At 75.0% G+C, this 13,050-nt stretch carries 14 protein-coding genes; 6 read left to right on the top strand and 8 right to left on the bottom strand.

Annotated elements, in window-relative coordinates:
* Positions 1-391: 391 nt before the first annotated feature.
* The 4 genes from DZF91_RS35380 to DZF91_RS35365 are packed head-to-tail and all read left to right on the top strand — an operon-like array spanning position 392 to position 4,278.
* Entirely contained in the window at positions 392-871 is a 480-nt protein-coding gene (locus tag DZF91_RS35380; RefSeq protein ID WP_235834796.1) for a hypothetical protein, read from the top strand.
* Positions 872-1,744, top strand: coding sequence for an AAA family ATPase (locus DZF91_RS35375; protein WP_117361393.1), 873 nt, complete (start codon positions 872-874; stop codon positions 1,742-1,744).
* Between the two features lie 5 nt (positions 1,745-1,749).
* Entirely contained in the window at positions 1,750-3,141 is a 1,392-nt protein-coding gene (locus DZF91_RS35370; RefSeq protein WP_117361392.1) for a vWA domain-containing protein, read from the top strand.
* A gap of 60 nt (positions 3,142-3,201) precedes the next feature.
* On the top strand, positions 3,202-4,278 hold the full coding sequence (locus DZF91_RS35365) for an RNA polymerase sigma factor (protein ID WP_117361391.1): 1,077 nt from the start codon (positions 3,202-3,204) through the stop codon (positions 4,276-4,278).
* On the opposite strand, the gene DZF91_RS35360 is transcribed toward DZF91_RS35365, so the two are convergent.
* A complete protein-coding gene (locus DZF91_RS35360; protein ID WP_199487114.1) occupies positions 4,266-5,717 on the bottom strand; it encodes an MFS transporter in 1,452 nt (483 codons plus the stop codon). The two genes, DZF91_RS35365 and DZF91_RS35360, sit on opposite strands and share 13 nt — an antisense overlap.
* A gap of 92 nt (positions 5,718-5,809) precedes the next feature.
* Here DZF91_RS35360 and DZF91_RS35355 point away from each other — a divergent pair, with 92 nt between their 5' ends.
* On the top strand, positions 5,810-6,310 hold the full coding sequence (locus tag DZF91_RS35355; RefSeq protein ID WP_117361390.1) for a winged helix-turn-helix transcriptional regulator: 501 nt from the start codon (positions 5,810-5,812) through the stop codon (positions 6,308-6,310).
* A gap of 16 nt (positions 6,311-6,326) precedes the next feature.
* Here DZF91_RS35355 and DZF91_RS35350 read toward each other — a convergent pair whose 3' ends face one another.
* Positions 6,327-7,001 (bottom strand): TetR/AcrR family transcriptional regulator, encoded by a 675-nt coding sequence (locus tag DZF91_RS35350; RefSeq protein ID WP_117361389.1) that lies wholly within the window; start codon positions 6,999-7,001, stop codon positions 6,327-6,329.
* Between the two features lie 41 nt (positions 7,002-7,042).
* Positions 7,043-7,372 (bottom strand): SPW repeat protein, encoded by a 330-nt coding sequence (locus DZF91_RS35345; RefSeq protein WP_117361388.1) that lies wholly within the window; start codon positions 7,370-7,372, stop codon positions 7,043-7,045.
* A gap of 179 nt (positions 7,373-7,551) precedes the next feature.
* Between DZF91_RS35345 and DZF91_RS35340 the strand changes: the two genes are divergently transcribed.
* Positions 7,552-9,147, top strand: a complete 1,596-nt coding sequence (locus DZF91_RS35340) for an adenylate/guanylate cyclase domain-containing protein (protein WP_235834794.1) — start codon at positions 7,552-7,554, stop codon at positions 9,145-9,147.
* A 60-nt stretch (positions 9,148-9,207) separates the two neighbouring features.
* Here the strand turns inward: DZF91_RS35340 and DZF91_RS35335 are convergent, their stop codons facing one another.
* From DZF91_RS35335 to DZF91_RS35315, 5 genes are all read right to left on the bottom strand, one after another.
* The gene (locus DZF91_RS35335; RefSeq protein ID WP_235834793.1) at positions 9,208-10,008 is read right to left on the bottom strand and encodes a hypothetical protein; all 801 of its coding nucleotides are present in this window, start codon (positions 10,006-10,008) and stop codon (positions 9,208-9,210) included.
* Between the two features lie 154 nt (positions 10,009-10,162).
* On the bottom strand, positions 10,163-10,792 hold the full coding sequence (locus DZF91_RS35330; RefSeq protein ID WP_117361386.1) for an MBL fold metallo-hydrolase: 630 nt from the start codon (positions 10,790-10,792) through the stop codon (positions 10,163-10,165).
* Positions 10,792-11,877 (bottom strand): S-(hydroxymethyl)mycothiol dehydrogenase, encoded by a 1,086-nt coding sequence (locus tag DZF91_RS35325; protein ID WP_117361385.1) that lies wholly within the window; start codon positions 11,875-11,877, stop codon positions 10,792-10,794. Before DZF91_RS35325 ends, DZF91_RS35330 begins: the two co-directional genes overlap by 1 nt.
* 69 nt (positions 11,878-11,946) lie before the next feature.
* Positions 11,947-12,621, bottom strand: a complete 675-nt coding sequence (locus tag DZF91_RS35320; RefSeq protein ID WP_117361384.1) for a response regulator — start codon at positions 12,619-12,621, stop codon at positions 11,947-11,949.
* The coding region (locus DZF91_RS35315) for a sensor histidine kinase (RefSeq protein WP_328589262.1) at positions 12,618-13,050 on the bottom strand (433 nt) is incomplete at its 5' end. The genes DZF91_RS35320 and DZF91_RS35315, both read right to left, overlap by 4 nt.

Here is a 13,050-nt window from a genome sequence, read left to right as displayed (position 1 = left end):
GCCGGGGCAGCTCGCGCCCGGCCTGCCGGGCCGCGAGCTGCTCCTCGATCCGGGCCGCGATCACCTCGGCGAAGGCCGCGTCGTAGTCGGGGCCGAGCTCGCGGCGGGCGGCCAGCCCCGCGACGAGGTCCTCACGTGGAACGGTCATGGTCATGTTGTAGGCGGTCCGGTCCCGGGACGTCCTCACCCCGGCGGGCCATCCCGCGGATGGCTCCGCAGGGTGAGGACGGCCGCCGGGCCTGCCACAGGGCGTCGCCCGGCCCGGCAGCCGCGGCGGACCTCCCCGAGAGGCGCCGCCGGAATGGCCTGGGCGGAGGGCTGCTGCGGAGGGCTACCCGCCGGTAAACTGCCGGTCCCGTTCCCCACAGATCATCCGGAGGTCCAGGTGAGCATGCGGACACGCGCCGTGTCTCGGCTCGGCTGCGCCGCCCTCGTCGCGCTCCTCGCCGCCGGCGCCGCCGGCTGCGGTGGCGGCGGCGGGGACGCCAAGAAGAGCGAGGGGGACGCCCGGCCCGTCAAGCTCGCGCCGCTGCCCAAGGTGGATCCCGCCGCCGTCAAGGGCCTGGTCGGCCGCTGGGACGGCGCCGGCAAGGACTACTTCCAGTTCAAGGCCGACGGGACGGGTGTCTGGAAGAAGGAGGGGCAGACCCTCTGGAGCGGCCTCGCCATCCCGGACGGCCGGTCGCGGTTCCGCTTCTCGTGGCAGGGCGGCGACCCCAAGGGCAGCAACTACTGGGGCGCGACGGTCAGCGAGGACGGCAGGAAGATGACGTTCTCCGGGACCGGGCAGACCTACACCAGGACGTCCGGCGGCAAGGCCGCCAAGGGCGCGGCGCCCGACGGCGAGCCGACCACCCCGAAAGGCCACTGAATGACGGTCAACGCCCTGTTCGCCTCTCCGGAGGACGTCGCGGCGCGGCTCGCCGCGGGCGGCTACCTCACCGACGAGTCCATCGCGACGACGGTGTTCCTGGCGCAGGCGCTCGGCAAGCCGCTGCTGGTCGAGGGGCCCGCCGGGGTCGGCAAGACCGAGCTGGCCAAGGCCGTCGCGCGCGCCTGCGAGGCCGAGCTCATCCGCCTGCAGTGCTACGAGGGGCTGGACGAGGCCCGCGCGCTGTACGAGTTCAACTACAAGAAGCAGCTGCTCGCCATCCAGGCCGCCCCGTCCGACCGGGGCTGGCAGGAGACGCACGACGACATCTTCTCCGAGGACTTCCTGCTCGAACGTCCGCTGCTCGCGGCGATCCGGCGCACCGGGCCGACCGTCCTGCTGATCGACGAGGCCGACAAGGCGGACGTCGAGATGGAGGGCATGCTGCTGGAGGTGCTGTCGGACTTCCAGGTCACCATCCCCGAGCTGGGCACGGTCGCGGCGGTCCGGCGGCCGTTCGTCCTCATCACCTCCAACGCCGCCCGCGAGCTGTCCGAGGCGCTCAAGCGGCGCTGCCTCTACCTGCACCTGGACTACCCGGCGGCCGAGCGCGAGCGCGACATCGTCCTCGCCCAGGTCCCCGGGATCGAGGCGGAACTGGCCGAGCAGCTCGTCCGGACGGTCGGGACGCTGCGCGCGCTGGAGGTCAAGAAGGCGCCGTCCGTCGCCGAGACCGTGGACTGGGCGCGCACGCTGCTCGCCCTCGGGCTGGACGAGCTGGACGAGGGGGCCGTGGCCCGCACGCTCGGGGTCGTCCTCAAGCACGTCTCCGACCAGGAGCGGGCCCGCCGGGAACTCGGCCTGAAGGGCTGACCGCGGTGGCCTCCCTGATCGACCGGCACACGGCGTTCGTCGCGGCCCTGCGCGAGGCCGGGCTTCCGGTGTCGGTCGCCGAGGGCCTGGACGCCGTCCGCGCGATGCGGGCCGTGGACCTGCTGGACCGCGAGACCCTCCGTGCCGCGTACGCGGCGACGCTGGTGAAGCGGCCGACGCACCGCCCGGTCTTCGACACGCTCTTCGACCTCTGGTACCCGGCCGCGCTCGGCGACGGCTCCGCGCCCGCGTCCGACCGTCCCGCGCGCACGCGGGGCCCGGACGGGCGCCCGCTGCCCCCGCCGCTCGACCCCGCCGTCCAGGAACGTCGCCAGGCGCTGTTCGACCTCCTGCTGGACGGTGACGACGCTGGGCTGCGCCAGTTCGCCCGGACGGCCGTCGCCGAGTACGGCCGGGCCGAGGGGCAGGGGTCGTGGTTCGCCACCGGCGTCACGCGGGCGCTGTCGCCCGAGACGCTCATGGCGAACCTGCTCAACGCCGTCCTGACCGGCCAGGAGCGCGGCGGCATGGCCGAACGCGTGGCGCGGCGGACGTTCGACGAGCGCATCTCCCGGTTCCGGGACCTGGTCGCCACCGAGGTGCGCCGCCGCATCGCCGAGGACACCGGCGTGGAGCGCACCGCGCGCATCTCCGCGCGTCCGCCGATCGAGCACCTGGACTTCAACCGCGCGAGCCGCGCCGAGCTGGCCGCGCTGCGCCGCGAGGTGTACCCGCTGGCCCGGCGGCTGGCGTCCCGGCTCGTCCAGAAGCAGCGCGCGGGGAACCGGGGGCGGCTGGACTTCCGGCGCACCGTCCGCGCGTCCCTGGGCACCGGCGGCGTCCCGCTCGCCACCCGGCACCGGCCGCGCCGCCCGCACAAGCCCGAGCTGGTGGTCCTCTGCGACGCCAGCGACTCGGTCTCCTCGTTCGCGCACTTCACCCTGCTGCTGACGTTCGCGCTGCGCGAGCAGTTCAGCAAGGTCCGCGCGTTCGCCTTCATCGACGGCACCGACGAGATCACGGAATACTTCGCCCCGGGCGCGGACGTCGTCGACGCCATGACCCGGATGGCCGCCGAGGCCGACCTCGTCTGGATCACCGGCCGCTCCAACTACGGCAACGCCATCAAGATGTTCTCCGACAAGTACGGCGACGCGGTCACGTCCCGGACGTCCCTGCTGATCCTGGGCGACGCCCGCTCCAACTACGGCGAGCTGTCCCTGCCCGTCCTGCGGACGCTCGTGGACCGCACCCGCCACGCCTACTGGCTCAACCCCGAGCCGCGCCCGCAGTGGGACACCGGCGACTCCGCCGCCTCCGCGTACGGTGGGCTGCTGCCGATGTTCGAGTGCCGCAACCTCGCCCAGCTCGCCACGTTCGTCGAAGAACTCGCCTGATCCCGCAACCTCCGCCGGTCCTGCCGCGTGTATCCCGCGAGACCTACCGAAGGAGAGGGCGTGGCCGACGAGGACGACGCGGGCTTCCCCGCCTTCTACCGCGACGCGTATCCGGGACTGGTGGCCGAGCTGTGCGCCCGTACCGGCGACCGGACGGAGGCGCAGGAGATCGCGCAGGAGGCGTTCACCCGCGCGTGGACCCACTGGGAGCACGTCCGCGACCTCGACCAGCCGCGCGCCTGGGTCGCCCGGGTCGCCTACCGTCTGGCGGCCAGTCGCTGGCGCCGCGCCGCCGTCGCCCTGCGGGGCCTCCGCAGGCACGGTCCGCCGCCCGACGTCCCGCCGCCGGACGAGTCGTCCGTGCATCTGGTGGCGGCCCTCGCCGAGCTCCCCGAGCCCCAGCGCCGCGCCCTGGTCATGCACCACATGGGCGGCTACACGATCAGCGAGATCGCGGACCTGGAGGGCGTGGCCGAGGGCACGGTGAAGGCCCGGCTCTCGCGGGGCCGGACCCGCCTGGCCGCGATGATCGTCGCCGCCGCCGTGGTCGTGGCGGCCGTGCTCGGCGTCGTGGAACTGGCGGACGCCGGCCGGCGCACTCCGGCGACGGTGTCACCCGGACCGCGGCCACTCGTGGCGGCCGACCTCTTCCCGCGGTCGGGAACGGCCGGCGCGACGCACCAGAAGGTCAGCGCGTCGCCGTCGCCGGCCGTACCGGGGTGTCGCGGTCCCGGACCGGACTTCTCCGGGACGGTCCAGCGGCTGACCGTGACCGTCGCCCGGGAATCCCCCGGCGGGCGTGCCGACGAGCGGCTTCAGGCGCAGTTCTTCGTCTTCCCGACTCTTCGGGCGTCCCGCCAGGCGATGGCGCTTCTCGAGGAACGCGCCGGTGCGTGCGGCATCGACGTCCAGGTGTCCAAGCCGCGGCTCGGAGAGGACGCGCTGTCGGTCGATCTCCGCCGGGACGGCCCGACGTGGGAGTCCCATCGGGCGGTCGTCGTCCGGCAGGGGACGGCCGTCCTGGTCTTCTCCGACCACCGCCGCGACGGGGCGGTTCGGAGGTTGGACCTGGCGGTGCTGGACGTCCCCGCGCGGGAGGCCGCCGACCACTTCCGGGCGCTCGGCTACCGCTCCTGAGGGGACGGGACGACCGCGGAGGACGTGGCGTGGGCGGCGAGACGGCGGGTGAGGGGGACGGCGGCGACGGCGCCCAGGGCGCAGACGACGGCGGAGACGACCAGGGCGATGCCGAAGCCGTGCGTGAGGGCGCGGGGGGACGTGCCGGAGCCGGTGGTGATGGCGAAGACCAGGGCCACGCCGAGCGCCGCGCCGGTGTAGCGGGCGGTGTTGTTCGCGCCCGACCCCATGCTCGCGCGCTGCGGCGGGACGCTGTCGACGGCCAGGCGGGCGAGCATGGCGTTGGCCAGGCCGCTGCCCACTCCGGCGATCACCAGGCCGGTGGCGAGGCCCCACCAGGGGGTGCCCGGGTCGAGGCCCGTCATGGCGAGTTCGCCCACGGCGCTCAGGGCCAGGCCCGCGGCGAGCAGGTGGCCGGCCGACCAGCGGGCGGGGAGCCGCCGGGCCTGCAGCGCGACCAGGTAGGACGCGCCGGACCAGATCGCCAGCACGAAGGAGGCGGCCAGCGGGGACAGCCCCAGCGCGCTGACCATGACCGTGACCAGGTTGCTGGCCATGCCGATCACGGCGAGGCCGGTGACCATCGCGCCGCCGACCGACAGCAGGAACGCCGGGCGGCGGAACAGGCCGAGGTCCAGCATCGGGGCCGTGCGGCGGGCCTCCACGGCGACGAACGCGACGAGCAGGGCCACGGCGGCGGCCAGCAGGACGAGGACGGTCGGGCGCGTCCAGCCGGTGCGGCCGAGGGTGACGGCGGTGAGCAGGGCGGAGACGCCGCCGACCATGGTGACCAGGCCCGGCAGGTCCAGGCCGCGCCGGTGCTCGGCGCGCGACTCCGGCAGGGCGCGGGCGGCGGCGGTCAGCGCGACCGAGGCGGCGACCGTGACCCAGTACCAGAGCCGCCAGTCGGCGAGCCGGGCGATTCCGGCGGCGGCGATCGGGCCGAGCGCGATGCCGAGCCCGAGCATCGCGCCCCAGATCCCGGCGGCGCGGGCGCGGGCGGCGCCGGTGAAGGTGTGGCCGATGATGCCGAGGCCGGTCGCCAGCAGCGCGGCGGTCGCGGCGCCCTGGACGATCCGCCCCGCCACGAAGGCGGCTGAGTCCGGGGCGACCGCGCACACGACGCTGGACAGCGCGAGCAGGCCGCCGCCGAGCGCGAACACCCGGCGCCGGCCGTGGTCGTCGGCGAGCGCGCCGACCGCCAGCAGCGCGGCGGCGAGGCCGAGGCTGATCGAGCTCATCACCCAGATCCGGGCGGTGGTCCCGGCGTGCAGCCCGGCGGCGGTGTCGGTGAGGGTCGCGATGGGCGCGGTGTAGTTCATCAGGCCCAGCAGGGTCGCCGCGCCGGGCAGGACCAGCGCGGCCCTCGCTCCCGGCGGGCGGACGCCGGCCGGTGGGGCGCCGGGAGGCGGGGCGCCGGGGGTCGCCAGAGTCGTCATGCGGTCTCCAGTTCAATGAACGAACCTCGTCGGCGGAGACTGTACACGATCAGGTTCGTTCATTGAACTGGCGGCCGGGTATCCTGCACGGCATGGCACTCGGCAAGGACTACTCCGGGCAGAACTGCACGCTGGCCCGGGCGCTGGAGGTGGTCGGCGAGCGCTGGACGCTGCTGATCGTGCGGGACGCCTTCTACGGCGTCCGCCGGTTCAGCGACTTCCTCGCCCACCTGGACATCCCCCGCGCCGTGCTGTCGGCGCGGCTGTCCACGCTGGTCACGCACGGGGTCCTGGCCAAGGAGGGGCAGGAGTACGTGCTGACCGAGGCGGGCGTGTCGCTGTGGCCGGTCGTGCACGGCCTCGCCCGCTGGGGCGAGCGGAACTTCGGCGAGAACGGCGTCTGCCGGCTCTTCCTGCACGAGGCGTGCGGTACCCGCGTCGACCCCGACGGCACCTGCCCGGCCTGCGGCGGCGGGCCCGTCCACCCGAGGGACCTGGTGACCCATCCGGGGCCGGTGGCCAGTCGGCGCGACGACGCGGTCAGCAAGGCGCTGCGCGTCCCCCACCGGATGCTCACGCCCGTCGAGACCTGATCCCGGCGGACGGACGTCAGGCGCCGCCCAGCGCCCGCGCGATCAGCTCCGCCACGGCCTCGGGGTCCACGTGGTGGCCGCTGAGCTGGGCCAGGTGCTCCTGGTAGAGCAGCACCGCCGCGAAGGTCGCGGCGGCGACCTCCAGCCGGGCCTGGTCGCCCCGCGTGCCGGGCAGCGCCATCTCCAGGGCGAGCCGTGCCCGCCGCACGACCTCGCCGTTCAGCAGGCGCAGCCGCTCCCGGACGGTCGTGTGCGTGTCGGCCTCGCGGAAGAGGATGCGCCGCATGGCCGGGGAGGCGCGCAGCGGGAAGCCGCGCGCGAGGCGGGCCAGGGTGCCCGCCGGGTCGCCCGGGACGGCCTCCAGCACGCCCGGGGCGGGGGCCGGCTCGATCTCGGTGCGCTCGGCGACCAGCGTGACCAGGACGTCCATCTTCTGCGGGAAGTAGTGGAAGACCAGGCCCTTGGGCACCTGCGCGCTGCGCGCGATGCGGGCCGTGGAGGTGCCCTCGTAGCCGCCCTCGGCGAACAGCGCCTCGGCGGCGTCCAGGATCCGGGTGCGGGCGTCCGGACGGCCCGTCCCGCCCACGGTCGGGCCTGCGGCCGGGCCGCCGGGCGGGGCGGGGGAGGGGACTTCGGCCGGGGGAGCGGTGGTGGCGTCGGCCGGGCGACGAGGCGGCGTGGCTGCGGTCATGTTCGGCCTCCCCGATGGCCGCCCGGCCGGTCAGGCGACGGTCAGCTTCTCACCGTGCGGGTGCGGTAGGCGACCCACAGGCCGACGATAGTCGCGACGCCGCCCGCGATCCATGCCGTCCAGGCCGCGTTGCGGTCGCCGTCGAACTGCCACGCCCACGGGGAGACGAACAGCACGAGGGCGAAGGCGGTGGCGGTCCAGGCGGCGGGGCCCACGGTGCCGAGCAGCGGGAACAGGCCCGCGACCAGCAGCAGGGCGCCGAGGACCATGAGCGGCAGGCGGCCGTGGCCGTCCGCCCACAGGTCCGGGGCGACCAGGGCGACCAGTCCGGCGACGAAGACGACGGCGTCCTCCCATGCAGGCTTGCCCATGGGATACCTCCGGGGAGACGGGTGTTTGTTCTGTTCCGGGAAAATGCCCTGACTGACCGGTCGGTCAACGTGCCGACGCGGTAGTCGGATCTGTCCGGAGCGTCATACTTCCCTGGCGGCACGCCTGGGACGACTGTGATGTACGGAACACCTGGGACGACCAGATACGCTCCACCTTCGTGGGAGGCGATGCGGTGGACGAGGGCAGGGACCGGCGTGCCCGCGCGCCCTTCGGCCTCCTGCGGCGGCTGATCGACGGCCGCCCCGAGGACACCCGCGCCCAGATCACCCGCCGCGCCCGCGTCCTGGTCACGCTCTCCACCGGCCTCGCCAACCTCGGCGGCGCCCTGGTCGTGCTGCTGTTCACGCTGGTCGTCCCCAATCCGGGCGGCCACTCCCCGCACCGGCTGCAGACCGTCAACGTCTGGGTGTTCACCGCCTACGTCGTGCTCGCGGTCCCGGTCGGGCTGCTGCTCGGCGAGCGGTTCTTCCGGCGGCTCCGGCGGCTGGTGGACCGGCACGAGGAGCCCGACCGCCGGGAACGGGCGCTGCTGCTCTACGGCCCGCTGCGGCTGATGGCCGTCCACCTCACCCTCTGGGGCGTCGGGACGGTCGGCTGGGTGCTGGTCAACCTGCCGTTCTCCGCGCTGGTCGCGGTCAAGCTCGGCCTGACCAGCCTGCTCGGCGGCCTCACCACCTGCACCATCGTCTACCTGCTCGCCGAGCGGCTGCTGCGCCGCTCCGTGACCACCGCGCTGCGGTCCGGGCTGCCGCGCCGCACCGGCCTGCCCGGCGTGGTCGCCCGCTCGGTGCTGGCCTGGGCGCTCGGCACGGCCGTGCCGATCCTCGGCCTGATGGTGCTGGCGGTCGGCTCGTTCGTGCTGAACCGGGTGAACATGCACGCCTTCGCGGTCGCGGTCCTCGCCCTCGGCGGGACGGCCCTGCTGGTCGGCTTCGGCGTCACCTACTTCGCCGCCCGCGCGATCGCCGACCCCGTCGAGTCGGTGCGGCTCGGCCTCGCCCGCGTCGAGCGCGGCGAGCTGGACGTCGAGGTGCCCGTCTACGACGCCAGCGAGGTCGGCCTGCTGCAGGCGGGCTTCAACCACATGGCCGCCGGGCTGCGCGAGCACGAGCGCCTCCAGGACCTGTTCGGCCGCCAGGTCGGCGAGGACGCGGCGAAGGTCGCCCTCGAGCACGGCGTGGACCTCGGCGGCGAGCTGCGCGAGGTCGCGGTGCTGTTCGTGGACGTCATCGGCTCCACCCGGCTCGCCGCCGAGCGCCCGCCGACCGAGGTGGTCGCGCTGCTCAACGACTTCTTCGCGGTCGTGGTCGAGGTCGTCGGACGGCACGGCGGCTGGATCAACAAGTTCGAGGGCGACGCCGCGCTGGCGATCTTCGGCGCCCCGCTGGACCTGCCCGGCGCCGCGGGCCGCGCCCTGGCCGCCGGACGGGAGCTCGCCGTCCGGCTGAAGGACGGGGTGCCGGGCCTGTCCGCGGCGGTGGGCGTGTCGGCGGGCGAGGCCGTCGCCGGGCACATCGGCGCGGAGGAGCGGTTCGAGTACACCGTGATCGGCGACCCCGTGAACGAGGCCGCGCGCCTCACCGACCTGGCCAAGAGCCGTCCCGACCGGGTGCTCGCCGCGGCGACCGTCGTCGGCGGCGCCGATCCGGAGGAGGCCGCCCGCTGGGAGCTGGGCGAGGAGATTCAGCTGCGCGGCCGGATCCGGCCCACCCGGCTGGCGCACCCCCGCGTCCCCGACCGCGCAGCGTCCTAACGGCGCTGACGGGCCTCACGTTCTGACGGCCCGGTGTCCGGGACGTTCGGGGGCCCGCGGTCAGCTCAGGACGCCCAGGGACGCTCCGGTGAGGGTCGTGGCATAGCGGGAGAAGCCGGGCCCGGTCTCCTCGCCCACGTAGACGTCGGCGTGGCTCCGGCCGCCGTAGCCGGGCCGGAACAGGTCGGTGACCTTCCAGCGGGCCTGCCGGAACCTGGCGCACACCGGCGCAGGGACGTTCGCGCCGCAGGCGGTGATCACGAAGCGCTGCCCGCGCGCCAGCACGTCCTTGTCGGCGGCGGCCGACTCCCACGCCCGCAGCGGACGGCCCTTGGGGTCGCGGGTGCTGTCGTCCAGCCAGTAGCCGGTGTTGTGCGACCAGTTGAGGTAGCGGCCCCGGCGCGGGCCGGAGGTGATCCGGCCGCTGCCCTCCATGCGGATCACGCGCAGGAAGTCGGCCGGGTACGAGCCGAGCGGCGTGTGCCCGCGCGAGCAGCGCAGGGTCGGGCAGCCCTTCACCGGCGTCATCGCACCGCCGTGCAGGCTCTCCACGGCCGTGTAGTACGTGGTGACGCGCCACGAGCCCGGTTTGCCGAGCGGGACGACCGTCCCGGGGGCCGCGCCGGGGGACGACGAGGGGAGCGCGCGCTCGTTCGGGGTGGGCACCGGCGCGCTCGGCACCCCGGCGACGGGCGGCAGGACGGTCTGCGCGGGCGGGTCGAACCGGCCGTCCGACGCGCTGGACGTCCCGCAGGCGGCGGCGAGCGGACCGAGCGCGAGCAGCGCCGCCACCAGCCCCCCGGACCTCAGCGCCCCGCGCCCCGCGGGCATCCCGTGCCCCGCGGGCATCCCGTGCCGCATCCGCACCGCACCTCCCCGGAGTCCCCGGTCGTCAGCGGAGGCGCGTCACGGCCCGTCCGCACGATGGACACTAGCCGCACCCTGGCGGCCGCACCCGCGAACCGTCAAGACGGCGGCGCCGTTCCGCGCGCCGCCGTCGTGGCGAAGGCCCAGGTCAGTGGCCGCGTGCGATCCACTCGTCCAGGTGCGGGGCCTCGGCGCCGATGGTGGTGCCGTCGCCGTGGCCGGTGCGGACGACGGTCTCCGGCGGCAGCGTCAGCAGCCGTTCCCGGATCGAGTCGATGATCGTCGGGAAGTCGGAGAAGGACCGTCCGGTAGCCCCCGGACCGCCCTGGAAGAGGGTGTCGCCGGAGAACACCGTGCCGAGCGCGGGCGCGTGCAGGCAGACCGCGCCGGGGGAGTGGCCGGGCGTGTGCAGGACGGTCAGCTCCGTCCCGGCGACCGTGAGGACCTGGCCGTCCGCCAGCTCCCCGTCGGGGGACGTGTCCGGGTGCTTCTGCTTCCAGAGCATCAGGTCGGCCGGGTGCAGCAGGACGGGCGCGCCGGTGCGGGCGGCCAGCGCGGGCGCGGCGTCGATGTGGTCGTCGTGCCCGTGGGTGGACACGATCGCCACCAGCCGCCGGTCGCCGACCGCCGCGGCGATCGCGTCCGCGTCGTGCGCGGCGTCGATGACCAGGCACTCGGCGTCGTCGCCGACGATCCAGACGTTGTTGTCGACCTCCCAGGTGCCGCCGTCCAGGGAGAACGTCCCGGAGGTGACGAGGTGGTCGGTCCGCGCGGCCATCAGAGCACCACCACCGAGCGCAGCACGTCGCCGTGGTGCATCTTCTCGAACGCGGCCTCCACGCCGTCCAGCGGGATCGTCTCGGAGACGAACGCCTCCAGGTCGAGCCGGCCCTGCAGGTACAGGTCGACGAGCATCGGGAAGTCGCGGGACGGCAGGCAGTCGCCGTACCAGGACGACTTGAGCGCGCCGCCGCGGCCGAAGACGTCGAGCAGCGGCAGCTCCAGCGTCATCTCCGGGGTCGGCACGCCCACCAGGACGACCGTCCCGGCGAGGTCGCGGGCGTAGAACGCCTGCCGGTAGGTCTCCGGCAGGCCGACCGCGTCGATGACCACGTCCGCGCCGAAGCCGCCGGTCAGCTCCTGGACGGCCGCGACGACGTCGGTGTCCCCGCCGTTCACCGCGTGCGTGGCGCCGAGTTCGCGGGCGGTGGCCAGCTTGCGGTCGTCCAGGTCCACGGCGATGATCCGCGCCGCGCCCGCCAGCCGCGCGCCGAGGACGGCCGCCGCGCCGACGCCGCCGCAGCCGATGACCGCGACGCTGTCGCCGCGTCCGACGTTCCCGGTGTTGATCGCGGCGCCCAGCCCGGCCATCACCCCGCAGCCGAGCAGGCCCGCGACCTCGGGCTTGGCCGCAGGGTCGACCCGGGTGCACTGCCCGGCGGCGACGAGGGTCTTGTCGGCGAACGCGCCGATGCCGAGCGCGGGGGACAGCTCCGTGCCGTCCGTGAGGGTCATCTTCTGCTTGGCGTTGTGGGTGTTGAAGCAGTACCAGGGGCGTCCGCGCGTGCAGGCGCGGCACTGCCCGCACACCGCGCGCCAGTTCAGGACGACGAAGTCGCCCGGCGCGACCTCGGTGACGCCCTCGCCGACCGACTCGACGACGCCGGCGGCCTCGTGGCCGAGCAGGAACGGGAAATCGTCGTTGATGCCGCCCTCGCGGTAGTGCAGGTCGGTGTGGCAGACGCCGCACGCCTGCACCTTCACCACGGCCTCCCCCGGGCCGGGGTCCGGGACCACGATGGTCTCGATCCGCACCGGCTGCCCCTTGCCCGGTGCGATGACCCCGCGTACCTGCTGCGCCATCCTCGCCGCCTTCCGTTCGGGTGTGTGACTGTCGTCAGACCCTATAAAAACGGGCGGCCACCTGGGCACTCAGGGCGCGGTGGGGGACACCAGGCCCGCGTCGTAGGCGATGATGACCAGCTGCACGCGGTCGCGCGCGTCCAGTTTGGTGAGCAGCCGCGCCACGTGCGCCTTGACGGTCGCGACGCTGATCGTCAGCCGGGCGGCGATCTCGGCGTTGGACAGGCCGCGCCCGACGAGCGTCAGCACCTCCAGCTCCCGCCCGGTGACGCCGGACAGCTCGGCCGGACGGGCGGCGGGCGGCTCGGGCCGGGCGGCGAAGTCGGCGATCAGCCGCCGGGTCACGCCGGGCGCGAGCAGCGCCTCGCCCGCCGCGACCACGCGGACCGCCGCCAGGATGTCCTCCAGCGCCATGTCCTTCACCAGGAAGCCGCTCGCGCCCGCGCGCAGCGCGCCGTAGACGTACTCGTCGTCGTCGAAGGTGGTGAGCATCAGCACGCGCGCGGTCCCGGCGGAGGTGATCCGGCGGGTCGCCTCGATGCCGTCCGTGCCGGGCATCCGGATGTCCATGACCACCACGTCCGGGCGGTGCTCGGCGGCGAGCGCGACCGCCGCCGCGCCGTCGCCCGCCTCGCCGACGACCCGCAGGTCGGGGCAGTCGGCGATGAGCACGCGCAGCCCCGCCCGGATCAGCGGCTGGTCGTCGGCCAGCACGACGCGGACCGGCCGGTCCGCCGCGGTCATCCGGCCACCGCCGGCACGGCCGCGGAGCGGGTCGGGATGCGCGCGGCGACCCGGAAGCCGCCCTCGGGCCGGGGCCCTGCGACGAGCTCGCCGCGCAGCAGGGAGGCGCGCTCGCGCATCCCGACGATCCCGAACCCGCCGCCGTCGCGTGCCGCGCCCGGCGTCCCGCCCGTCCCGTCGTCCTCGACCAGGACGGTCAGCTCCTCGGGACCGAACCCGATCGTCACCCGGCAGGCGGGCACCCGCGCGTGCCGCACCACGTTCGTCACCGCCTCCTGGACGATCCGGAACGCCGACAGGTCGATCTCCGGCGGCAGCGGGCGCCGCTCGCCGGTCCACCGCACCTCGACGCGGACGCCCGCGTCGGCGGTGGCGGCGACGAGCCGCTCCAGGTCGGCCAGGCCCGGCGCGGGGTCGAGCGGTGGGGGC

This window comes from Actinomadura logoneensis (genome assembly GCF_003428695.1).
Lineage (GTDB): Bacteria > Actinomycetota > Actinomycetes > Streptosporangiales > Streptosporangiaceae > Spirillospora > Spirillospora logoneensis.
This window is presented reverse-complemented; position numbering and strand designations above follow the sequence as displayed.

Bases quoted from the DNA above. Each gene is read 5' to 3' on its own strand.
- DZF91_RS35380 (WP_235834796.1), top strand. From the start codon at position 392: ATGCGGACACGCGCCGTGTCTCGGCTCGGCTGCGCCGCCCTCGTCGCG.
- DZF91_RS35375 (WP_117361393.1), top strand. From the start codon at position 872: ATGACGGTCAACGCCCTGTTCGCCTCTCCGGAGGACGTCGCGGCGCGG.
- DZF91_RS35360 (WP_199487114.1), bottom strand. From the start codon at position 5,717: ATGACGACTCTGGCGACCCCCGGCGCCCCGCCTCCCGGCGCCCCACCG.
- DZF91_RS35355 (WP_117361390.1), top strand. From the start codon at position 5,810: ATGGCACTCGGCAAGGACTACTCCGGGCAGAACTGCACGCTGGCCCGG.
- DZF91_RS35350 (WP_117361389.1), bottom strand. From the start codon at position 7,001: ATGACCGCAGCCACGCCGCCTCGTCGCCCGGCCGACGCCACCACCGCT.
- DZF91_RS35345 (WP_117361388.1), bottom strand. From the start codon at position 7,372: ATGGGCAAGCCTGCATGGGAGGACGCCGTCGTCTTCGTCGCCGGACTG.
- DZF91_RS35335 (WP_235834793.1), bottom strand. From the start codon at position 10,008: ATGCGGCACGGGATGCCCGCGGGGCACGGGATGCCCGCGGGGCGCGGG.
- DZF91_RS35330 (WP_117361386.1), bottom strand. From the start codon at position 10,792: ATGGCCGCGCGGACCGACCACCTCGTCACCTCCGGGACGTTCTCCCTG.
- DZF91_RS35325 (WP_117361385.1), bottom strand. From the start codon at position 11,877: ATGGCGCAGCAGGTACGCGGGGTCATCGCACCGGGCAAGGGGCAGCCG.
- DZF91_RS35320 (WP_117361384.1), bottom strand. From the start codon at position 12,621: ATGACCGCGGCGGACCGGCCGGTCCGCGTCGTGCTGGCCGACGACCAG.